The organism is Nocardioides candidus, from assembly GCF_041321175.1.
GTDB lineage: Bacteria > Actinomycetota > Actinomycetes > Propionibacteriales > Nocardioidaceae > Nocardioides.
The window spans coordinates 25156-46518 of the sequence record NZ_JBGGWC010000005.1 but is presented as its reverse complement, the minus strand read 5'-3'; the positions used below and the strand labels follow the sequence as shown (position 1 = coordinate 46518).

The 21363-nt window shown below is 72.6% G+C and carries 25 protein-coding genes; 22 read left to right on the top strand and 3 right to left on the bottom strand.

The genetic code is table 11. The features are described 5' to 3' along the window. Window positions 1-29: 29 nt before the first annotated feature. Genes ACAX67_RS19620 through ACAX67_RS19585 form a run of 8 tightly spaced genes read left to right on the top strand, consistent with a single transcriptional unit; the run spans window position 30 to window position 6360 of the window. Window positions 30-674 (top strand): hypothetical protein, encoded by a 645-nt coding sequence (locus ACAX67_RS19620; protein WP_370705583.1) that lies wholly within the window; start codon window positions 30-32, stop codon window positions 672-674. Between the two features lie 46 nt (window positions 675-720). Beyond that, a complete protein-coding gene (gene hisD / locus ACAX67_RS19615) occupies window positions 721-2037 on the top strand; it encodes a histidinol dehydrogenase (protein WP_370705582.1) in 1317 nt (438 codons plus the stop codon). Then, window positions 2034-3125, top strand: a complete 1092-nt coding sequence (locus ACAX67_RS19610) for a histidinol-phosphate transaminase (RefSeq protein ID WP_370705581.1) — start codon at window positions 2034-2036, stop codon at window positions 3123-3125. Before hisD ends, ACAX67_RS19610 begins: the two co-directional genes overlap by 4 nt. After that, window positions 3122-3739: an imidazoleglycerol-phosphate dehydratase HisB gene (gene hisB / locus ACAX67_RS19605; protein ID WP_370705580.1), complete on the top strand. Its 618-nt coding sequence runs from the start codon at window positions 3122-3124 to the stop codon at window positions 3737-3739. Before ACAX67_RS19610 ends, hisB begins: the two co-directional genes overlap by 4 nt. After that, complete coding sequence (gene hisH / locus ACAX67_RS19600) at window positions 3736-4383, top strand: imidazole glycerol phosphate synthase subunit HisH (protein ID WP_370705579.1); 648 nt, start codon at window positions 3736-3738, stop codon at window positions 4381-4383. Before hisB ends, hisH begins: the two co-directional genes overlap by 4 nt. After that, on the top strand, window positions 4376-5113 hold the full coding sequence (priA, locus tag ACAX67_RS19595; RefSeq protein WP_370705578.1) for a bifunctional 1-(5-phosphoribosyl)-5-((5-phosphoribosylamino)methylideneamino)imidazole-4-carboxamide isomerase/phosphoribosylanthranilate isomerase PriA: 738 nt from the start codon (window positions 4376-4378) through the stop codon (window positions 5111-5113). Before hisH ends, priA begins: the two co-directional genes overlap by 8 nt. After that, window positions 5110-5871: an imidazole glycerol phosphate synthase subunit HisF gene (hisF, locus tag ACAX67_RS19590; protein WP_370705577.1), complete on the top strand. Its 762-nt coding sequence runs from the start codon at window positions 5110-5112 to the stop codon at window positions 5869-5871. The genes priA and hisF overlap by 4 nt, the downstream gene beginning before the upstream one ends. Window positions 5872-5913: 42 nt before the next feature. Continuing rightward, complete coding sequence (locus tag ACAX67_RS19585; RefSeq protein WP_370705576.1) at window positions 5914-6360, top strand: GNAT family N-acetyltransferase; 447 nt, start codon at window positions 5914-5916, stop codon at window positions 6358-6360. Between the two features lie 18 nt (window positions 6361-6378). Here ACAX67_RS19585 and ACAX67_RS19580 read toward each other — a convergent pair whose 3' ends face one another. Continuing rightward, window positions 6379-6837: an Lrp/AsnC family transcriptional regulator gene (locus tag ACAX67_RS19580; RefSeq protein ID WP_370705575.1), complete on the bottom strand. Its 459-nt coding sequence runs from the start codon at window positions 6835-6837 to the stop codon at window positions 6379-6381. A gap of 131 nt (window positions 6838-6968) precedes the next feature. On the opposite strand from ACAX67_RS19580, the gene pdhA reads away from it, so the two are divergent. Genes pdhA through ACAX67_RS19565 form a run of 3 tightly spaced genes read left to right on the top strand, consistent with a single transcriptional unit; the run spans window position 6969 to window position 10341 of the window. After that, window positions 6969-8051, top strand: a complete 1083-nt coding sequence (gene pdhA / locus ACAX67_RS19575; RefSeq protein WP_370705574.1) for a pyruvate dehydrogenase (acetyl-transferring) E1 component subunit alpha — start codon at window positions 6969-6971, stop codon at window positions 8049-8051. Next, window positions 8048-9034: an alpha-ketoacid dehydrogenase subunit beta gene (locus ACAX67_RS19570; RefSeq protein ID WP_370705573.1), complete on the top strand. Its 987-nt coding sequence runs from the start codon at window positions 8048-8050 to the stop codon at window positions 9032-9034. The genes pdhA and ACAX67_RS19570 overlap by 4 nt, the downstream gene beginning before the upstream one ends. Continuing rightward, on the top strand, window positions 9031-10341 hold the full coding sequence (locus ACAX67_RS19565; protein WP_370705572.1) for a dihydrolipoamide acetyltransferase family protein: 1311 nt from the start codon (window positions 9031-9033) through the stop codon (window positions 10339-10341). Before ACAX67_RS19570 ends, ACAX67_RS19565 begins: the two co-directional genes overlap by 4 nt. Before the next feature lie 16 nt (window positions 10342-10357). On the opposite strand, the gene ACAX67_RS19560 is transcribed toward ACAX67_RS19565, so the two are convergent. After that, entirely contained in the window at window positions 10358-10984 is a 627-nt protein-coding gene (locus tag ACAX67_RS19560; protein ID WP_370705571.1) for a TIGR03085 family metal-binding protein, read from the bottom strand. Between the two features lie 101 nt (window positions 10985-11085). Here ACAX67_RS19560 and ACAX67_RS19555 point away from each other — a divergent pair, with 101 nt between their 5' ends. Genes ACAX67_RS19555 through ACAX67_RS19530 form a run of 6 tightly spaced genes read left to right on the top strand, consistent with a single transcriptional unit; the run spans window position 11086 to window position 16424 of the window. Further along, complete coding sequence (locus ACAX67_RS19555) at window positions 11086-12879, top strand: ABC transporter ATP-binding protein (RefSeq protein WP_370705570.1); 1794 nt, start codon at window positions 11086-11088, stop codon at window positions 12877-12879. Beyond that, window positions 12876-14666 (top strand): ABC transporter ATP-binding protein, encoded by a 1791-nt coding sequence (locus ACAX67_RS19550; protein WP_370705569.1) that lies wholly within the window; start codon window positions 12876-12878, stop codon window positions 14664-14666. Before ACAX67_RS19555 ends, ACAX67_RS19550 begins: the two co-directional genes overlap by 4 nt. Window positions 14667-14690: 24 nt before the next feature. Continuing rightward, window positions 14691-15029: a phosphoribosyl-AMP cyclohydrolase gene (gene hisI / locus ACAX67_RS19545; protein WP_370705568.1), complete on the top strand. Its 339-nt coding sequence runs from the start codon at window positions 14691-14693 to the stop codon at window positions 15027-15029. Further along, window positions 15026-15709, top strand: a complete 684-nt coding sequence (locus tag ACAX67_RS19540; RefSeq protein WP_370705567.1) for a Trp biosynthesis-associated membrane protein — start codon at window positions 15026-15028, stop codon at window positions 15707-15709. The genes hisI and ACAX67_RS19540 overlap by 4 nt, the downstream gene beginning before the upstream one ends. 43 nt (window positions 15710-15752) lie before the next feature. Beyond that, window positions 15753-15953, top strand: coding sequence for an HGxxPAAW family protein (locus ACAX67_RS19535; RefSeq protein WP_370705566.1), 201 nt, complete (start codon window positions 15753-15755; stop codon window positions 15951-15953). Between the two features lie 12 nt (window positions 15954-15965). Continuing rightward, complete coding sequence (locus ACAX67_RS19530; RefSeq protein WP_370705565.1) at window positions 15966-16424, top strand: DUF2752 domain-containing protein; 459 nt, start codon at window positions 15966-15968, stop codon at window positions 16422-16424. 34 nt (window positions 16425-16458) lie between these two features. On the opposite strand, the gene ACAX67_RS19525 is transcribed toward ACAX67_RS19530, so the two are convergent. Continuing rightward, window positions 16459-16779: a DUF4190 domain-containing protein gene (locus tag ACAX67_RS19525; RefSeq protein WP_370705564.1), complete on the bottom strand. Its 321-nt coding sequence runs from the start codon at window positions 16777-16779 to the stop codon at window positions 16459-16461. A 128-nt stretch (window positions 16780-16907) separates the two neighbouring features. Between ACAX67_RS19525 and trpC the strand changes: the two genes are divergently transcribed. From trpC to lgt, 5 genes are all read left to right on the top strand, one after another. Further along, window positions 16908-17690: an indole-3-glycerol phosphate synthase TrpC gene (gene trpC, locus ACAX67_RS19520; RefSeq protein WP_370705563.1), complete on the top strand. Its 783-nt coding sequence runs from the start codon at window positions 16908-16910 to the stop codon at window positions 17688-17690. A gap of 80 nt (window positions 17691-17770) precedes the next feature. Continuing rightward, window positions 17771-18919 carry a tryptophan synthase subunit beta gene (gene trpB / locus ACAX67_RS19515; protein ID WP_370705836.1) on the top strand — a complete coding sequence of 383 codons (1149 nt, stop codon included), beginning with the start codon at window positions 17771-17773 and terminating at the stop codon, window positions 18917-18919. Next, the gene (gene trpA / locus ACAX67_RS19510) at window positions 18916-19731 is read left to right on the top strand and encodes a tryptophan synthase subunit alpha (RefSeq protein WP_370705562.1); all 816 of its coding nucleotides are present in this window, start codon (window positions 18916-18918) and stop codon (window positions 19729-19731) included. Before trpB ends, trpA begins: the two co-directional genes overlap by 4 nt. Then, on the top strand, window positions 19732-20334 hold the full coding sequence (locus ACAX67_RS19505) for an SCO family protein (protein WP_370705561.1): 603 nt from the start codon (window positions 19732-19734) through the stop codon (window positions 20332-20334). Between the two features lie 2 nt (window positions 20335-20336). Continuing rightward, window positions 20337-21350, top strand: a complete 1014-nt coding sequence (lgt, locus tag ACAX67_RS19500; RefSeq protein ID WP_370705560.1) for a prolipoprotein diacylglyceryl transferase — start codon at window positions 20337-20339, stop codon at window positions 21348-21350. The last annotated feature ends 13 nt before the right edge of the window (window positions 21351-21363 follow it).

Sequence of the window (21363 nt, the reverse complement as noted above, 5' to 3'; positions counted from 1 at the left end):
TCCAACCCACCACCGAGAAGGACCTCGTCATGACCCAGCTCGCCACTCGCCCCGAACGCGTCGCCGCCCCCGGCGGAGCTCCCAGGCGCCGTACCCTCGTCGGCCTCGCCGTCGCCGTCCTCGTCGGCTACGTCGTGCTGATGGCGTCCGGCGCCGACATCGCCGCGGACACCAAGGTGTCCGACATCCAGGACCTCTACGACTACAGCCGGACCATCGCCCAGGTCATCGCGTTCGGAGCGATGGTGTTCGTCGCGCTCCTGCTCTTCTTCGGCGCCGCGCTGCGCCACGCCCTGCGGCAGCGCGGCGCCACCTGGCCGGCCGACGTGACCTTCCTGGGCTTCGGCGCGCTCGCCGCGACCGTCGCGTCGTGGGCGGTCGAGGACTCGGCGATGTGGCGTGCGGTCGACGTCGGCGACGAGTCGGCGATCCGGACGCTGGCCGCGATCACCGACGCCGGCTTCCTCCCGCTGATGGCGAGCATGGTCGCGCTCTACGTCGGCACCGGCATCGCGGGGCTCACCACCGCGGCCATCCCGAAGTGGCTCGCGATCGCCTCGATCGCGATCGGGGTGGTCGCCCCGATGAGCGTCCTCGGCTTCGTGGGCGCCGCGCTGCTGCCGGTGTGGGTCCTCGCGGTCGCGCTGACGGTCCGGCTGGAGCCGTCCGCCTGACGTCGGCGCCGACGGATCGAGGGACGTGCGACCGTAGAATCGGGGCATGTCCCTCATCCGTCGCATCGACCTGCGCGCAGCCGACCCCTCGGTCGACTACCGCTCGGCCGTGCCCCGCGCCGACTTCGACGTCGAAGCCGCGGTGCCGGCGGTGCATGCGATCTGCGAGGACGTCCGTCTTCGGGGCATCGAGGCGGTCCGCGAGCTGGGCGAGCGGTTCGACGGGGTCCGGGTCGAGGACATCAGGGTCGCGCCGGAGGCACTGGCGACGGCGCTGGCCGAGCTCGACCCCGCCATCCGGGCGGGCCTGGAGGAGTCGATCCGCAGGCTGCGGGCGACCTGCGCCAACGAGCTCGAGTCCGACGCGGTGACCGACCTCGGACCCGGTGCCCGGGTGGTCCACCGCAAGGTCCCGGTCGGCCGGGTCGGCCTCTACGTCCCGGGGGGCCTGGCCCCGCTCGTGTCGAGCGTGCTCATGAACGTGGTGCCCGCGCAGACCGCCGGCGTGCCGTCGATCGCGCTGTCCAGCCCGCCGCAGAAGGAGTACGGCGGTTCGGTGCACCCGACGATCCTGGCGGCGTGCGCGCTGCTCGGCGTCGACGAGGTGTACGCCGTCGGCGGCGCCCAGGCGATCGCGATGTTCGCCTACGGCCTCGACGACGCCGCCGTGCAGGTCGACCGGGTGGACCTGGTCACGGGTCCGGGCAACATCTACACGGTCACCGCGAAGCGGCTCCTCAAGGGCCAGGTCGGCATCGATTCCGAGGCCGGCCCGACCGAGATCGCGATCCTTGCCGACGACACCGCGGACGCGGCGTTCGTCGCCGCCGACCTCATCAGCCAGGCCGAGCACGACCCGCTGGCCGCCGCGGTCCTGGTCACGACGTCGGAGTCGCTCGCCGACGACGTCGACGCCGAGCTGGAGAAGCAGGTGGCGGCGACCAAGCACGTCGAGCGGATCCGCACGTCGCTGAGCGGGCCGCAGTCCGGCATCGTCTTCGTGCGCGACGTCGAGCAGGGCGTCGCGGTCGTCGACGCCTACGCCGCGGAGCACCTCGAGATCCACACCGCCGACGCCGCTGCTGTCGCGGGTCGCGTGCGCAACGCCGGCGCGATCTTCGTCGGCCCCTACGCGCCCGTGAGCCTGGGCGACTACTGCGCCGGCTCCAACCACGTGCTGCCGACGGCGGGCTGCGCCTGCCACTCCTCGGGCCTGTCGGTCCGGGCGTTCACCAAGTCGGTGCACGTCGTCGACTACTCGCGCGAGGGCCTCGCCGAGGTCGCCGACCACGTCGTGACGCTCGCCGGCGCCGAGGACCTGCCGGGCCACGGCGCCGCGGTGTCGGTGAGGTTCTCCCCGTGAGCTGGCCGCCCCTGCGCCCTGAGCTCGCCGGGATCGAGCCCTACGGGGCGCCGCAGATCGACGTGCCGGTGCAGCTCAACGTCAACGAGAACCCCTACGGCCCGTCCGCGGCGTGCGTCGCCGACATCGCGGCCGCCGCGGCCACTGCTGCCGCGACGCTCAACCGCTACCCCGATCGCGAGTTCGTGGAGCTGCGGAGCGCCCTGGCGTCGTACCTCTCGCGCGACGTGGCGGGCGCGATCACACCGGAGCAGGTCTGGGCGGCCAACGGGTCCAACGAGGTGATGCTGCAGCTGCTCCAGGCGTTCGGCGGTCCGGGGCGCACGGCGCTGAGCTTCGCGCCGACGTACTCGATGTATCCGGAGTACGCCCGCGACACCCACACCCGCTGGGTCGCCGGTCGCCGCGAGGAGGACTTCTCGCTCGACCTCGACGTCGCCCGCGACCTGGTGAAGACCGAGCAGCCGGGCGTGGTGCTGCTGCCGAGCCCCAACAACCCGACCGGCACGGCGTTGCCGCATGACGCGATCGGCGTGCTCTGCGAGGCGGCGGGCGACGGGCTGGTCGTCGTCGACGAGGCCTACGGCGAGTTCCGCCGCGCCGGTGTGCCGAGCGCGCTCGAGCTGCTGCCGACCTACCGCAACCTCGTCGTGACGCGCACGATGAGCAAGGCGTTCGCCGGGGCCGGTCTGCGGCTGGGCTACCTGGCCGCGGACCCCGCCATCTGCGACGCGATCCGGGTCGTCCGCCTGCCCTACCACCTCTCGGCGGTCACCCAGGCCGTCGCCCTCGCGGCGCTCGCGCACGCCCCCGAGCTGCTCGGGAAGGTCGACGAGCTGCGGGGCGAGCGGGACCGGCTCGTGGCGTGGCTGCGCTCCCAGGCGTACGACGTCGCCGACTCGGACGCCAATTTCGTGTTGTTCGGGCGATTCGCCGACCGCCATGCTGTCTGGCAGGGTCTCCTCGACCGGGGAGTCCTGATCCGGGAGACCGGGCCGGACGGGTGGTTGCGGGTCTCGGTCGGGACACCCGAGGAGATGGCGGCCTTCCGGGCCGCTCTGACGGAAGTGAACGGAGAGCGCGCATGAGCACCGCTGCCAGGACTGCCCGCATCGAGCGCCAGACCAGCGAGTCCAAGGTCGTCGTCGAGGTCGACCTCGACGGCACCGGCCGCCACGACATCTCCACCGGCGTGGGCTTCTACGACCACATGCTCACCGCCTTCGCCCGGCACGCGCTGGTCGACCTGACGGTGCAGACCGAGGGCGACGTGCACATCGACGCGCACCACACGACCGAGGACACCGCGATCGCGCTCGGCCAGGCGCTGCGGGCGGCCCTCGGCGACAAGCAGGGCATCCGCAGGTTCGGCGACGCCACGGTCCCTCTCGACGAGGCGCTCGTGCAGGCCGTGGTCGACGTGTCGGGCCGCCCCTACTGCGTGCACACCGGCGAGCCCGAGGGCCAGCAGTACGTCCAGCTCGGCGGCTCCGGCGTCTCCTACCTCGGTTCGCTGACCCAGCACGTCTTCGAGTCGATCGCGTTCCACGGCCACTTCGCCCTCCACGTGCGCGTCCTCGCCGGCCGCGAGCCGCACCACATCGTGGAGACCCAGTTCAAGGCGTTCGCCCGCGCGTTCCGCGACGCGGTCGCGCTCGACCCGCGCGAGACGGGCATCCCCTCCACCAAGGGCGCTCTGTGACCCGACCCTCGGTCGTTGTCCTCGACTACGGGTCGGGCAACCTCCGCTCCGCCGTGCGCGCGGTCGAGCGGGTCGGCGCCTCGGTGACCCTGACCGGCGACCTCGACGCGGCGATGGAGGCTGACGGCCTCCTCGTGCCCGGGGTCGGCGCCTACGCCGCCTGCATGGGCGGCCTGCGGGCGATCCGCGGCGAGCGGGTGATCGGACGTCGCCTCGCGGGCGGGCGACCGGTGCTCGGCATCTGCGTCGGCATGCAGATCCTCTTCGAGCGCGGCATCGAGCACGGCGTCGAGACCGAGGGCTGCGGTGAGTGGCCCGGGGTCGTCGAGCGGCTGCAGGCGCCGATCGTGCCGCACATGGGCTGGAACACCGTCGAGGCGTCGGAGGGCTCGCGGCTGTTCGCCGGCATCGAGGACGAGCGCTTCTACTTCGTGCACTCCTACGGCGTGCGGGACTGGACGCTGGTGACCAACGACCGCACGCCGGACGCCTACCAGCCGAGGGTCACCTGGGCCGAGCACGGAGGCGACCGCTTCGTCGCCGCCGTGGAGAACGGCCCGTTGTGCGCGACCCAGTTCCACCCCGAGAAGTCCGGCGACGCCGGCTCGCAACTGCTGAAGAATTGGGTGACCGGTCTTGTCTGACTACCTCGAGCTGCTTCCCGCTGTCGACATCAAGGGCGGGCAGGCCGTCCAGCTGGTGCAGGGCGTGGACGGGTCCGAGAAGCGCTTCGGCGACCCGATCGAGGCGGCCCTGCGGTGGCAGGAGGCCGGCGCCGAGTGGCTGCACCTGGTCGACCTCGACGCCGCGTTCGGCCACGGGGAGAACCGCGCGCTGCAGGCCGAGATCGTCGGTCGTCTGGACATCAAGGTCGAGATGAGCGGCGGCATCCGCGACGACGAGTCACTGGAGGCCGCGATGTCGACGGGCTGCCGGCGCGTCAACATCGGGACCGCCGCGCTGGAGCAGCCCGAGTGGTGCGCGCGGGCGATCGCGACGTACGGCGACCGGGTCGCCGTCGGTCTCGACGTGCGGGGTCGCACGCTGGCCGCCCGCGGCTGGACCCAGGAGGGTGGCGACCTCTACGAGACGCTCGCCCGGCTCGACGCCGAGGGGTGTGCGCGCTACGTCGTCACCGACGTCAACAAGGACGGCATGCTCCAGGGGCCGAACCTGCAGCTGTTGCGCGACGTCTGCGCTGCGACCGAGCGACCGGTGGTGGCCTCGGGGGGCGTGACCACGCTCGACGACATCCGGGCGCTGATGGAGCTGGTGCCTCTTGGCGTCGAGGGCGCGATCGCAGGGACGGCGCTCTACACGGGCCAGTTCACGCTCGAGGACGCGCTCGCCCTGACCCTGCCTGCCGCCCGATGAGCCTCGCCGTCCGGGTCATCCCGTGCCTCGACGTCGACGCCGGACGCGTGGTGAAGGGGATCAACTTCAAGGAGCTCCGTGACGCCGGCGACCCCGTCGAGCTGGCCCGCACCTACGACGCCGAGGGTGCCGACGAGCTGACGTTCCTCGACATCTCGGCCTCGCACGAAGGTCGCGCGACCACCCTCGAGATGGTGTCCGCCACCGCCGAGCAGGTCTTCATCCCGCTCACGGTCGGCGGCGGCATCCGCACCGTCGACGACGTCGACACCATGCTGCGCGCGGGCGCTGACAAGATCGCGGTGAACACCGCGGCGATCGACCGGCCCGAGCTGGTCGCCGAGATCGCCGACCGGTTCGGCAACCAGGTGCTCGTGCTCTCCGTCGACGCGCGGCGCGCGGAGGGCACCGACTCCGGCTTCGAGGTCACCACGCACGGCGGACGGAGGTCGGCCGGCCTCGACGCGATCGCCTGGGCGGTCCGTGCCGCCGAGCTGGGCGCGGGGGAGATCCTCCTCAACGCCATGGACGCCGACGGCACCACGTCCGGCTTCGACCTGGAGCTGATCCGCGCCGTCCGCCGCGAGGTGGCGATCCCCGTCATCGCGTCCGGGGGCGCCGGCGCCGTGGAGCACTTCCCTCCTGCCGTCGACGCCGGTGCGGACGCCGTACTCGCTGCGACGGTCTTCCACTTCGGCACCCTGCGGATCGCCGACGTGAAGCACGGCCTGTCGGCCGCAGGTCATCCGGTGCGCTGAATCCGGTTGACCGGCCCGGTGCGGCCGCGGGAGGTTGGCCTCGTGAGCTGGCGCATCGAGACGACTCCCGACGAGCGCCTGGAGGACGAGACCACCGAACGGCTCGTGGAGCACAACCAGGCGGCGTCGGCAATGATCCGGCGGCGGTTCGAGCCGGACAACCTGCCTTCGCGACCGGTCGTGGCCTACGCGCTCGACAGCGACGGCGGCCTGCTCGGCGGCTGCGTCGGCAACACCGTCGAGGTGTGGCGGTGGCTGACCATCGACATGATGTGGGTCCGCCCGGACCACCGGGGAGCGGGACTGGTCGGACGCCTGCTCGCCGCGGTCGAGGACCAGGCCCGCGGGCGCGGCTGCCAGTGGGCGAAGCTCAACACCTGGGACTTCCAGGCGCCGGACTTCTACGCCCGGTGCGGCTACGTCACCTACGGCCGCGAGGTCGACTTCCCGCCGGGCCACACCAACCACCTGATGCGCAAGGACCTCTGAGCCGGGGCCCTCACCGCATCAGTCGGTCGGGCGCGGGCCGTGGGGCTCGGGCTCCTCGAAGACCAGCAGGGTGCGCGTCGTGACGACGCCCTCCATGCCCTGGATCTCGTCGAGCACGAGGCGGCGCAGGTCGGCGTTGTCGCGCGCCCGCACGAGGAGCACGACGTCGAACTCGCCACCGACCAGGGCGATGTGCACGATGCCGGGCAACGCCTGCAGCTGCTCCGCGATCTGGCGCCAGGCGGCCTGCCGCACGTTGAGGGTGACGTACGCCGACGTGCCCAGCCCGCTCAGCTCGGGATCGACCTCGGCGCGGAAGGCGCGGATGACGCCGGTGGTGCGCAACCGGTCGACCCGGGCGTAGGCGTTGGCCCGCGAGATGTGGAGGCGCTCGGCGAGCGTGCGCATCGACAGGCGCCCATCGTCGACGAGCGCGTCCACGATGCGGCGATCGGTCTCGTCCAACGGGGTGACCATGTGTCTCGCGCTCCTCGGTCGTGGTGCAGGGGGATCGGACGTTCGGCTACCTGAAGGCCCCAGGGCTCGGACATATTCTCGCATTTTCTGGCCTTGTAGCATCTCTATGGCAACCCCGGCAGGCTGAGGCCATGACACGTGACCTGGATCTCCTGCCGTCGGAGGAGCCGGTCCGGCTCGTCGACCCGTCCGGGACGGCCGTGACGGGGGCGACGGTGCCGGCCGACGACGCGCTCCTGACCGCGTACGCCGCGCTGGTCGTTGCGCGCCGGTTGAACGACCAGGCGTCCGCCCTGGTCCGCCAGGGCCGGCTGGCCGTCTACCCGTCCTCGCACGGGCAGGAGGCCTGCCAGGTCGCCGCGGCACTGGTGCTGGGCCCGGAGGACTGGCTGTTCCCCACCTACCGCGACACCGCGGCGATCGTCGCCCGGGGCGTCGACCCGGTCGAGGTGCTCGTGCTGCTGAAGGGCGACTGGCACTCGGGCTACGACCCCGTGGCGACCCGGGTCGCCCCGCAGGCGACGCCGCTGGCCACCCAGCTGCTGCACGCCGTCGGGGTGGCCCACGCGGCGCGCCTGAAGGGCGAGCAGACCGTCGTCCTCGCGCTCTGCGGCGACGGCGCGACGAGCGAGGGCGACTTCCACGAGGCCCTCAACTTCGCAGCCGTGTTCCGCGCGCCGGTCGTCTTCTTCGTGCAGAACAACGAGTACGCCATCTCGGTCCCGCTGGCCCGGCAGACCGCGGCCCCGTCGATCGCCCACAAGGGCGTGGGCTACGGCGTGCCCGGGGAGCGCGTCGACGGCAACGACGTGGCCGCCCTGCTCACCGTGCTCGGCGCGGCCGTCGACCGCGCGCGGGCCGGCGAAGGACCCCAGCTGGTCGAGGCGCACACCTACCGCATGCAGGCCCACACCAACGCCGACGACGCGTCGCGCTACCGCGAGGACGCCGAGGTCGCCGCCTGGGTGGAGCGCGACCCGCTCACCCGGCTCGAGGCCTACCTGCGTGCACGAGGCGCTCTCACGGACGAGCTCGCGACGTCGTACTCCGAGGCGGCCGAGGCGGTCGCGGCCCACACCCGCGACGGCCTCAACCGGGACGTCGAGCCGCGGCCCGACGACCTCTTCGCCCACGTCTACGCCGAGCGCACGCCCCAGCTCGCGGAGCAGGCGGCCATGCTCGCCGACGAGATCGAGCGGGAGGCCGCCCTGTGACGTTCGAGAAGCTCACGATGGCGCAGGCGCTCAACCGCGCGCTGCGGGACTCCCTGGCGGAGGACCCGTCGGTCCTGGTGTTCGGCGAGGACGTCGGCCCGCTCGGCGGCGTCTTCCGCATCACCGACGGGCTGACGGCGGAGTTCGGCGACGACCGCTGCTTCGACACCCCGCTCGCCGAGTCCGGCATCGTCGGCATGGCGGTCGGCCTCGCCATGAACGGCATGCGGCCAGTGGTCGAGATGCAGTTCGACGCCTTCGCCTACCCGGCCTTCGAGCAGGTGGTCAGCCACGTCGCGAAGCTGCGCAACCGCACGCGCGGGCGGGTCGCCGTACCCCTCGTGATCCGGGTGCCCTACGCCGGGGGGATCGGGGGAGTCGAGCACCACTGCGACTCCTCGGAGTCCTACTACGCGCACACGCCGGGCCTGCACGTGCTCGCCCCGGCCAACGCGGCCGACGCCTACGGGCTGCTGCGCGAGGCGATCGCCTCGCCCGACCCGGTCGTGTTCCTCGAGCCCAAGAAGCTCTACTGGGCCAAGGAGGAGGTCGACCTGTCCCGCCCGGTGCCCGGCATCGGACGGGCCGCCGTGGTCCGCGAGGGCACCGACGCGACGCTGATCGCCTACGGGCCGTCGGTCCCGGTCGCACTGGACGCGGCCGACGTCGCGGCCCAGGAGGGCCGCAGCCTCCAGGTGGTCGACGTGCGCTCCATCGTGCCCTTCGACGACGCCACCGTGTGCGAGGCCGTGCGATCGACCGGTCGCGCGGTGGTCGTCGCCGAGGCCGCGGGGTTCGCGAGCGTCGCCTCCGAGATCGCGGCGCGGGTGACCGAGCGCTGCTTCCACCACCTCCACGCGCCCGTGCGGCGGGTGACCGGCTTCGACATCCCCTACCCGCCGCCGAAGCTGGAGCACCTCCACCTGCCCTCGGTCGACCGGATCCTCGACGCCGTCGACGACCTGCAGTGGGAGGAGTCATGACGACGACGGCGAGCGACCAGGTCTTCCGGCTCCCGGACCTCGGTGAGGGCCTCACCGAGGCCGAGGTCGTGAAGTGGTGGGTGCAGGTCGGCGACGAGGTGCGGGTCGACGAGACGATCGCCGAGGTCGAGACCGCGAAGTCGATCGTCGAGGTGCCGTCGCCGTACGCCGGCACGGTGACCACCCTGCACGCCGACGAGGGCGGCACGGTCGCCGTCGGCGCACCGCTCATCACGATCGGCGCGGCCGACGCGTCAGGCGCGGCTGACGGGGCAGCGCGGGCCTATCGCGAGGAGGAGCGGGCGGGCTCGGGCAACGTGCTCATCGGCTACGGGACCGGCGACGGCCCCGCGCGTGGCCGTCGTCGCGCGCCCCGCGGTACAGCCGCACCGGCCGTGCCTGCCCCGGCTCCTGCTCCTGCTGCCCCCGCTCCGGAGGTCGCGTCGCGGCGTCCGGTGGCCTCGCCCGTCGTACGTCGCCTCGCCCGTGACGGCGGTGTCGACCTCGCGGCCGTGGCGGGGACCGGCGCCGACGGCCTGGTGACGCGCAGCGACGTCGTACGAGCGCTGGCGGCCCGCGACGGCCTTGCGGCCGCAGCGCCCACCGGCCCCGCGTCCGGAGAGCGCCGGACGGCGCTGAGCAGCTTCCGCCGCACGGTCGCGGCGTCGCTCTCCCGCAGCCGGGCGGAGATCCCCGAGGCGACGGTCTGGGTCGACGTCGACGCCACCGCCCTGTGGGAGCTGCGCGAGAGCACCCGGACGCCGGGCGACCCGGGTCCGGGGATCCTCGCCTACCTCGCGCGGTTCGTCGTCGCCGGTCTCAAGCGCTACCCGGTCCTCAACGCGCGCGTCGACACCGAGCGCCAGGAGATCGTGGAGCACGACCACGTGCACCTCGGCATCGCGGTGCAGGGCGAGCGAGGTCTCGTGGTGCCCGCCGTGCTCGGCGCCGATGCGATGACGACCGCACAGCTCGATGGCGCCCTCCGGGACCTGACGGAGCGGGCGCGCGCGGGCCGGGCGACCGCCGAGGAGCTCGCGGCCGGGACGTTCACGCTCAACAACTACGGCGGGTTCCGGGTCGACGGCAGCGCCGCGATCATCAACCACCCGCAGGTGGCGATCCTCGGGTTCGGCCGGATCCTCGACCGGGCGTGGGTCGTCGACGGGGAGATCGTGCCGCGCAAGATCACCCAGATGTCGTTCGTCTTCGACCACCGCGTCTGCGACGGAGGTACGGCGGCGGGGTTCATGCGCGTGGTCGCCGACGCCATCGAGGACCCGGCGACCGCGATCCGCGACCTCTGAGCCCGGAGGTCCGGGGTCAGATGCCGAGCTTCGCCGTGCGCAGCTGCTCGACGCGGTCGGCAGGGCCCTCGAACGTGACGTCGCGGACCTCGCCGCGCCCGTAGACGAAGAGGACGAGCTCGGCCGGCAGCCCGCTGACCACCACCGGGTCGCCGCCCGAGCGGAGCGCCGTCTTCGCGCCGGTGTCGGTGCGCCGGGCGACCACGGGCACGCCCGCGGGACGGACCAGCCCCTTGCCGGAGACCCGCAGCACGCGCCAGAGGGCGTCCTGCTCCGACCCGGTCAGGTCGCGTGGGGACCAACCAGGGCCGGCGCGCCGGATGTCCTCGTGGTGCACGAAGAACTCGGCGGTGTTGAGCGCCGCGTCCACACCCGGGAGCGCCATCGGGCTGAGCGGGCGTCGTACCCGCTCCACCAGGTCCTCGAAGTCCTTCCGCTCCGCCTTGCGCGTGGTCGCGCGCTCCGTGATCCCGGCCAGCGGTGGCACGACGATGCCCGCCGACAGCGGGCTGTGCTCGCGCAGGACCAGGTGCGCGACGAGCTCGCGCACGGTCCAGTCACCGCACAGCGTCGGCGCGTCCGGACCGGCCTCGAGGGCGAGGTCGCAGAGCCGCGCCCGCTCGGCCTTCGCGAAGGAGGTCATGGCAGCAGGATGTCAGGCGCGGGAATACGCTGCCCCTCCCGCCCGGTTGCGGCGGGGACGGGGCGGACGACGGCGCTGCCAGGCGCAGGAGCAGGACCGAAGTGACGGACGAGCGGAAGAGTGGCGCGGGGTCGACCAGCGCCGGGTTCGCCGTCCTCTGGGTCGCGATCAAGCGCGAGCCGGTCATCTTCACGGTCTCGACGATCGGCAGCCTGCTGTTCGGCGCCCTGACCGTGGCCGACGCGTGGGTGCTCGGCTGGTCGACCGACCACGTCGTGCTGCCGGCCTTCCGTGACGGCGAGATCGGCACCGGCCTGCTGTGGGCCGTGCTCGGCCTCTTCCTCGGCGTCGCGATCCTCCGCGCCGTCGGCATCGTCGCGCGCCGGCTCGGCGCCGGCGTCATGCAGTACCGCATGCAGGCCAGCAGCCGCCGGGCGGTGACACGTCAGTACCTGTCGCTGCCGATGGAGTGGCACCAGAGGCACCCCACGGGCGAGCTGCTGTCCAACGCCAACTCCGACGTGGAGGCGGCCTGGGGCCCGATCGCGCCGCTCCCGATGGCGGTGGGCACGGTGGCGATGATGGTGATCGCCGTCGTCCAGATGCTCTTCGCCGACCTGGCGCTCGCGGTCGTCGGCCTCCTCGTCTTCCCGCTCGTCATCGCGACCAACGTCGTCTACCAGCGCCTGGCGCAGGGCTGGGCGACGCGCGCGCAGCAGCTGCGGGCGGAGCTCTCCGAGATCGCGCACGAGTCGTTCGACGGCGCCATGGTCGTCAAGACGCTCGGCCGCGAGCCCGAGGAGACCGCTCGCTTCCGGGCGAAGGCCGAGGAGCTGCGTGAGGCCAACATCCGCGTCGGCCGGATCCGCGCCGCGTTCGACCCGACCCTGGCCGCGCTGCCCAACATCGCGGTGCTCATCGTCCTGGTCCTCGGTGTCCATCGCGTGCTGTCGGGCGCGACCGTCGCGGGCGACGTCGTCACCGTGACCTACCTCCTGACGGTCGTCTCCTTCCCGATCCGCTCGATCGGCTGGCTGCTGGGGGAGTTCCCGCGCAGCGTCGTGGGCTACCGCCGGGTCGACGCGGTGCTGCGCGCCTCCGGCGCGATGGAGTACGGCGGCGTGGCGGCTCCCGCGACCGAGGGCGGTGCGCGGCTGGAGGTCGACGGCCTGCGCTACGGCTACCAGGCCGGCCGGCCGCTGCTGCGCGACGTCACCTTCGCGGTGGAGCCCGGGCGCACGGTCGCCCTGGTCGGCGCGACCGCCTCGGGCAAGAGCACCCTCACCAACCTGCTCACCCGGCTGGTCGACGTCGACGCCGGCGCGATCCGCGTCGACGGCATCGACCTGCGCGACCTCGCCCGCGGACAGCTGGCCGAGGTGCTCTCGGTCGTGCCGCAGACGGCGTTCCTCTTCGACGACACCGTGCGCGGGAACGTGACCCTCGGTGCCGACGTGCCCGACGAGGCCGTGTGGGAGGCGCTGAGGACGGCCCAGGCAGACGGGTTCGTGGCGGCGCTGCCCGCAGGCCTCGACACCCGGCTGGGGGAGCGCGGCACCTCGCTGTCGGGCGGTCAGCGGCAGCGCATCTCGCTCGCCCGGGCGTTGGTGCGCCGGCCTCGGCTGCTGGTGCTCGACGACGCCACCTCGGCGGTCGACCCGGAGGTCGAGGCCCGCATCCTCGCCGGCCTCCGCGGCGCCGACCACGACGCGACCCTCGTCGTCGTCGCCTACCGCAAGGCCACGATCGGCCTCGCCGACGAGGTGCTCTACCTCTCCGACGGAGCCATCGTCGACCGCGGGCCGCACGACGTGCTGGTCGCCCGCAACGACGACTACGCGCGCCTGGTCAACGCCTACGAGACCGAGCACGAGCCCGAGGCGGTGACGCCATGACGACGATGGACACCGGCGAGAGCATCGGTGCCTGGGAGACGATCCGGCGCGGCGTCGCCCACTCGCCCGAGCTCAAGGAGGGCATCGGCAGGACGCTGGCCCTGGCGGTGCTCGCTTCGGTCGGGCAGGTGGTCGTGCCGATCGCGGTGCAGCAGACGATCGACCGCGGCCTGCGCGGACCTGACGGGCCCGACGCGACCTTCACCACGTGGCTCGCCCTCGCGGCAGCGGCCGCGATCGTGGTGACCAGCTGGGCGTCGTACGCGATGACGTCGCGGTTGTTCTCCACCTCCGAGCGTGGGCTGGCCACCTTGCGCGTGAAGGCCTTCCGCCACGTGCACGACCTGCCGCTGCTCACCCAGAACACCGAGCGCCGAGGGGCGCTGGTCGCGCGCGTGACGAGCGACGTCGACCAGGTCAGCCAGTTCCTCGTCTTCGGCGGCCTGCTCTCGGTCGTCAGCGTCGGGCAGATCGTGATCGCGACGATCGTGATGGTCTACTACAGCTGGCAGCTCGCCCTGGTGGTGTGGCTGTGCTTCGCACCGCTCTTTCTGAGCCTGCGCTACTTCCAGCGCAAGCTCTCGGCGGCCTACGCGACCGTACGGCGCCAGGTCGGCGTGCTGCTCTCGGCGATCTCCGAGCCGGTGGTCGGCGCCGCCGTCGTGCGGTCCTACGCCGTCGAGGCCCGCACCCAGGAGCGCATCGACGCCGCGGTGGCGGCACACCAGGCGGCCTCGACCCGCGCGCAGGGCTTCACGGCGTTCTCCTTCTCGCTGGGGGGCGTCTCCGCGGGGCTGGCCAACGCCGGCGTGCTGGTCGTCGGCATCTGGCTGGGTCAGGGCCGGTTGTGGGCCGCCGACATCACGGCCGGCGAGGTGCTCGCCTTCGCGTTCATCGTCACGCTCTTCGTGGGCCCCGTGCAGCTCGGCACGCAGATCCTCACCGACGCGCAGAACGCCATCGCCGGCTGGCGCCGCGTGATCGGGATCCTCGACACCCCGGCCGACCTGGTCGACCCCGGACCCGACGGGCAGACCCTGCCTGCCGGTGCCCTCGACGTGACCTTCGAGAAGGTCGGCTTCGCCTACCCCGGCGGACCGCCCGTCCTGCGCGACATCGACCTCCACATCCCGGCCGGGCGCCGGGTGGCGGTCGTCGGCGAGACGGGGTCGGGCAAGTCGACCCTCGCCAAGCTGCTGACGCGGCTCATGGACCCGACGCAGGGCCGGGTGCTGCTCGACGACGTCGACGTCCGCGAGATCTCGGAGGTCTCGCTGCGCTCGAGCGTGGTGCTCGTGCCGCAGGAGGGCTTCCTCTTCGACGACACCCTGGCCGCCAACGTCCGCTACGGCCGGCTGCTCGCCACCGACGAGGAGATCGTCGCGGCGGCGGGCGACCTGGGCCTCGGTGACTGGCTCGCAGGGCTGCCCGACGGCCTCGCGACCAGGGTCGGCCAGCGCGGCGAGTCGCTCTCGGCGGGGGAGCGGCAGCTGGTCGCGCTGCTGCGTGCGCAGCTCGCCGACCCCGACCTGCTCGTCCTCGACGAGGCGACGAGCGCGGTCGACCCCGAGCTCGAGACCCGCATCGGGCGCGCGCTCGAGCGGCTGATGACGGGCCGGACCTCCGTCACCATCGCCCACCGGCTCTCCACGGCCGAGGCCGCCGACGAGGTGGTCGTCGTCGACAGGGGCCGGATCGTCCAGCGCGGGCCGCACGCCACGCTGGTCGGCGAGCAGGGTTCGATCTACGCCGGGCTGCACGCCTCGTGGGTGGCCCAGCAGGGTTGAGCGGTTCCCGGCGATAATGGTCGGGTGAGCTCCCTCGACCCCGCCATCGCCGACCGTCTCGCGCGCACCGAGACCGGCCTGGTGCCCGCGATCGTCCAGCAGCACGACACCGGCGAAGTGTTGATGCTCGCGTGGATGGACGACGAGGCACTGCACCGCAGCCTGACGACCGGCCGCGCGACCTACTGGAGCCGCTCGCGCCAGGAGTACTGGGTCAAGGGCGAGACCTCGGGCCACCGCCAGCACGTCAAGGAGGTGCGGCTCGACTGCGACGGCGACACGCTCCTGCTGAAGGTCGACCAGGAGGGTCCCGCCTGCCACACCGGCACGCGCACCTGCTTCGACGCGGGCCTGCTGTCGTGAGCGGCGAGGAGAAGGAAGCGGCGACGCCCGAGGCGGCACGGCAGCGGGACGGCCGTCGTACGTTCGCGCCGGTGGTGCTGGTCGGCCTCGCCTCGGCCGTGGCCGCCGCCGTCGCCGGTCACAAGCCGATGCTCGAGGTGCCCGACGCCGAGATCACGCAGCGGGGCCTCGCGGCGATCGCTGGGCAGGGCGCCGCGCAGGCCGAGTTCCCCCTCGTGGGGGCGCTCGCCCTGGTCGCGATCGCGTGCTGGGGCGTGCTCCTGGTGTCGCGCGGCCGGGTGCGCCGGGCCGTCGCCGCGCTGGCCGCGCTCAGCTCGGCCGGCACCTTCGCCGTGGTGGTCATCGGCGGGTTCGTCCAGAAGTCGAACGCTCGCGACGACATCGCCGACAACCTCGGGCTGTCGGTGGTCTCCGACCAGCTCAAGCTGGACTGGACCCCCTGGTTCTGGGTCGCGCTGGTCGCGTCGGTCGTCGCGACAGGAGCGGCGGTCGCCGCAGTGCTCTACGTGCCCGAGTGGCCCGAGATGGGCAGCAAGTACGACGCCCCCACCTCCCACGACGCGGCCGGCACCGGCACGCCGGCCGAGGAGCGCACCAGCCTCGACCTGTGGAAGTCGATGGACGAGGGGGAGGACCCGACGGACGGGCCCGCGGCCGACCCGGACGAGACCTCCCACTAGAATCCGGTCGTACCCGAGCAGCGCAGATCAGAGGAGCTCCTGCATGTCTGACAACCACGGCAACACCCCGGCGGCGTGGTCCGCCGTCATCGTGGCCCTGCTCGGGTTCGTGGTGGGCGGGGTCGGCCTCATGCTCAGCCCGGTCAACATGGTGATCTTCTGGGTCGGCGTCGTGATCGTGCTCGCCGCCGCCGTCGTGTTCGTGGTCATGGACAAGGCCGGACTCCACACCTCCGGTCACTGATCCGGACGACTCGTGAGCGCCGCGCCGCCGTACAAGGCCCTCTCGGGCCCGGCCGGCGCACGCTCCGGACGCCCCTGGCGGCGGATGCTCCTGCCGGCGGTGACCGTCGGCACCCTCGCGCTCGCCACGGTCGCGCTGCACGTGCGCGACCCGCACGACCAGGGCTCGTGGGGCATCTGCCCGACGAAGGCTCTCTTCGGCGTCAGCTGCCCGGGCTGCGGCGGCCTGCGGGCCGTCAACGACCTCAGCAACCTGCGGGTCGTCGACGCTGCGTCGAGCAACCTGCTCTTCGTCGCCAGCCTGCCCCTGATCGCCTACGTCTTCGCCCGCTGGAGCATCGGGCGGTGGACCGGTCGCCCGTGGGACCCGTCCCAGCGCGCGCGCAACGTGTCCGCGGTGGTCGTCGGCGTGCTGCTGGTGGCCTTCGCCATCGCCCGGAACACGACAACGGGGTCATGGCTGGCGCCATGACCCCGCTGCTCGTTGTCGCCCGAGCCGGTACCGATCAGCTGTTCGCGGCCAGGATGACGAAGAAGAGCAGGTAGAACACGGCACCGATGATCATGAGGATCGTGCCGACCATCCCGAGGATCCGACCGATCTTCACGCCGCTGGTCGGGGCGTACTGACCCGCGTCGATCTCCTTCTGTGCCTTGTTGCCCATCACCCAGGCCACGATCGCCAGGATGCCGCAGCACACGAGGCCGAGAATGCCCATCACCAGGATCATCGTCCCCTGGGGATGTTCCTGCTGGCCGCCGCCGTAGGCGGGCTGGGGGGCGCCGTAGGCGCCTCCGGGAGGCGGGGGAGGCTGGTTGTAGCTCACGACAACACCCTTCTTATGGCCCGGTCGGATCGCGGGCGGTGTCGAGACGATATCGACCTCGTGGGAGACTGGAAACCCGCCATGCGGATTGTTTCTGAGCGGGATCACACGATTTGCACGGAGGGGAAATGTCGGTCCTGGACGACATCGTCGCCGGGGTGCGGGAGGATCTCGCGGTCCGACAGGCGGCCGTCCCCGCCGCCGACCTCCGTGCCAGGCTCGCCGACGCGCCCGCCCCTCGCGACCCGATGCCGCACTTCCGGGCGTCCGGATCGAGCGTCATCGCCGAGGTGAAGCGACGCAGCCCCAGCAAGGGCGACCTCGCCGACATCCCCGATCCCGCAGCGCTCGCGACCGCCTACGCCGAGGGTGGCGCGGCCGCGATCAGCGTGCTCACCGAGCAGCGCCGCTTCGGCGGCAGCCTCGACGACCTGCGTGCCGTGCGTGCGGCCGTCGACGTGCCCGTGCTGCGCAAGGACTTCATCGTCACCGACTACCAGCTGCTCGAGGCGCGCGCTGCGGGCGCCGACCTGGCCCTGCTGATCGTGGCAGCCCTCGCCGACGAGGAGCTGCGCCGGTTGCACGACACCGCGCGCGAGCTCGGCCTGACCGTGCTGGTCGAGGTGCACGACGAGCGAGAGACCGAGCGGGCGGTCGCCCTCGGTGCCGAGCTGATCGGCGTCAACGCGCGCAACCTCAAGACGCTCGCGGTCGACAACGACACCTTCGCCCGGCTCGCCCCCCTGGTGCCCTCCGACCGGGTGCTGGTGGCGGAGTCCGGCATCAACGGGCCCACCGACGTGAAGCGCTTCGTGTCCGAGGGCGCCCGCGTCGTGCTCGTGGGCGAGGCGCTGGTCAAGGACGGCGCGCCGCGTGAGGCCGTCGCAGCGATGACAGGAGTGGAAGCGTGAGCACCCCGGGACCCGACGGAGGCTTCGACGCCGACCTGCACGGTTGGTACGGCGGCGCCGGCAGCTTCGGCGGCCGTTTCATGCCGGAGGCGCTCATCGCGGCGCTCGACGAGCTCGAGGCCGCCTGGCAGGACGCGATGGTCGACCCGACGTTCGTCGCCGAGTTCGAGGGACTGCTCCAGAACTACGCGGGCGTCCCGAGCATGCTCTACGAGGCGCACCGGCTCTCCGACCACTCCGGCGCGCGGATCCTGCTGAAGCGTGAGGACCTCAACCACACCGGCGCGCACAAGATCCGCAACGTGCTCGGCCAGGCCCTGCTGACCAAGCGGATGGGCAAGACCCGGGTCATCGCGGAGACCGGCGCCGGCCAGCACGGCGTCGCCAGTGCGACCGCCGCGGCCTACCTCGGCCTCGACTGCACCGTCTACATGGGTGAGGTCGACACCGAGCGGCAGGCGCTCAACGTCGCCCGCATGCAGCTCCTCGGCGCCGAGGTGATCCCGGTGAAGAGCGGCTCGCGCACGCTCAAGGACGCGATCAACGAGGCCCTGCGCGACTGGGTGGCGAGCGTCGACCACACCGCCTACCTCTTCGGCACCGCTGCCGGCCCGCACCCGTTCCCCAGCCTGGTGCTGAGCTTCGTGCGCGGGATCGGCGACGAGGCGCGCCGCCAGTGCCTCGACCTGACCGGCAGCCTGCCCGACGCCATCGCGGCGTGCGTGGGTGGCGGCTCCAACGCGATCGGCCTGTTCGCCGGATTCCTCGACGATCCCGAGGTCGACATCTACGGCTTCGAGGCGGGCGGCGACGGGGTCGACTCCGGTCGCCACGCGGCGACGATCTTCGCCGGCAGCATCGGCGTGCTCCACGGCGCGCGCACCTACGTGCTCCAGGACGCCGACGGCCAGACCGTCGAGTCCCACTCCATCTCCGCGGGGCTCGACTACCCGGGCGTCGGCCCGCAGCACGCATCGCTGTCGGCCAGCGGCCGGGCGACGTACCTCCCCGTCACCGACGCGGCCGCGATGGACGCGATGGCGCTGCTCGCACGCACCGAGGGCATCATCCCCGCGATCGAGTCGGCACACGCCGTCGCCGGCGCCCTCGAGGTCGCGAAGGAGCGTCCGGGCCAGACCCTGCTGGTCAACCTGTCCGGGCGCGGCGACAAGGACATGGGCACCGCCCTGGACTACTTCGGGCTGGGCACGGTCGGGGAGAAGAAGTGACCACCACCGTCGGCACCGCCTACGACCGGGCGCGCGGCGAGGGCCGGGCCGCCCTGGTCGGCTACCTGCCCGCCGGCTACCCCAGCGTGGAGGGCGGCATCGACGCCCTGAAGGTGATGGTCGACGCCGGTTGCGACGTGATCGAGATCGGCCTGCCCTACAGCGACCCCGTGATGGACGGGCCGACGATCCAGGCCGCCGCGCAGCGCGCGCTCGAGGCGGGCGTCCGCACCACCGACGTGCTGCGCACCGTCGAGGCCGTCGCGGCGACCGGCACGCCGACGTTGGTCATGACCTACTGGAACCCCGTCGAGCGCTACGGCGTCGACCGGTTCGCCCAGCACCTCCACGACGCCGGCGGCGCCGGGCTGATCACCCCGGACCTCACGCCGGACTTCGCGCCCGAGTGGATCGTCGCCGCCGACGCGCGCGGCCTCGACAAGGTCTTCCTGGTCGCACCGTCCTCGACCGACGAACGCATCACGATGACCACCGCGGCGTGCCGCGGATTCGTCTACGCGACCGCGGTGATGGGCGTGACCGGGGCGCGCGACGCGACCAGCGACCTCGCCGGGCCCCTGGTCGCCCGCACGAAGAAGGCGATCGAAGCGTCCGCGCCGGGCCTCCCGGTGGGCGTGGGCCTGGGGGTGAGCAACGGTGCGCAGGCGGCCGAGGTGGCGTCGTACGCCGACGGCGTGATCGTCGGGTCCGCGTTCGTCCGCGCGCTGCTCGACCACGCCGACGACCGGGCCGCCGGCCTCAAGGCGCTCGCCGCGCTGACCGAGGACCTCGCTCGCGGAGTGCGTGGCTAGATGAGAAGGCGCGTCGCCCTGGGTGTCGCCGTCCTGCTGGCGCTGGGGCTGGCGGCCTGCAGCAAGGACGACCCCGGGAAGTTCACGGGGATCCGGCTCGACCAGCCCTACGCGGCGCCGAAGGTCGAGCTGACCGACACCGACGGGGCGCCGTACTCCCTCGCGGCCGACACCGACAAGCCGCTCACCCTGGTCTTCTTCGGATACTCCCACTGCCCCGACTTCTGCCCGCTCGTGATGAACAACATCGCCGCGGCCTTCAACCGGCTCGACGACAGCGACCGTGCCGACACCGACATGGTGTTCGTCACGACCGACCCCGAGCGCGACGACGAGCAGACCCTGCGCCGCTACCTCGACGGCTACAACGACGCCTTCATCGGGCTGACCGGCGACATCGGCGACATCATCAAGGCCGGGGACCCGCTCCACCTCTACGTGAACGACGGGAAGAAGCTGCCCACGGGTGGTTACGATCTCGGCGGGCACTCGACCTACGTGCTCGGCATCGACGACCACGACGAGGCGACCGTCATCTGGAACCAGGAGACGTCCGCCACCGAGCTCGCGTCCGACATCCACACCCTGCTGTCCGAGGACTGACCTTGCTCCCTCAGCTCGCCTACACGATCCCCAGTCCCTCCAACGGGGTCTGGCACCTCGGGCCCGTGCCGATCCGCGGCTACGCGCTGTGCATCATCCTCGGCATCGTCGCGGCGATCTGGATCGGCGAGCGCCGCTGGGTGGCGCGCGGCGGACGTCCCGGCGACGTCCAGGACATCGCGATCTGGGCGGTGCCCTTCGGCATCGTCGGCGCGCGGCTCTACCACGTGGCGACCGACTGGCAGCGCTACTTCGGCGACGGGGAGAACCCCGTCACCGCGCTCTACGTCTGGCGCGGCGGTCTCGGCATCTGGGGCGGCGTGGCCCTCGGCGCCGTCGGCGCCTACCTCGGCTGCCGGGCCAAGGGCATCAGGTTCCTGCCGCTCGCCGACAGCCTTGCGCCGGGCGTGCTGATCGCCCAGGCGATCGGCCGCTGGGGCAACTGGTTCAACCAGGAGCTCTACGGCAAGCCCACCGACCTGCCGTGGGGCCTGGAGATCGACCAGGACCACTGGCCGACCGAGTGCGACCACCCCTACCAGGGCGACCCGTGCAGCTTCGCGCCCGGCACCACCTTCCACCCGACCTACCTCTACGAGTGCCTCTGGAACCTCGGCGCCTTCGCCGTGCTGATCTGGCTGGAGCGCCGGTTCAAGCTCGGCTTCGGCCGGGTGATGGCCGCCTACGTGATGCTCTACACGCTGGGACGAGGCTGGATCGAGTACCTCCGCATCGACGACGTCCAGCTCGAGCACGTGCTCGGCGTGCGGTTCAACGTGTGGACCTCGATCGTGCTGTTCCTCGCCGCAGCGGCCTACTTCGCGATCTCCACCAAGCGCCACCCCGGGCGCGAGACGTCGGTGTTCCGCGACGACGCGGAGCCCGACGGCTCCGGGTCGTCGGACGAGCCGGTCGACGAGGACGGGGCGCACGAGGCCGACGAGGCCGAGGAGGCGGACGAGACCGCCGCTGTGGAGGTCGACGAGCACGACGAGGACGTGTCCACCGCGGACTGACGCGTGCCGCCTC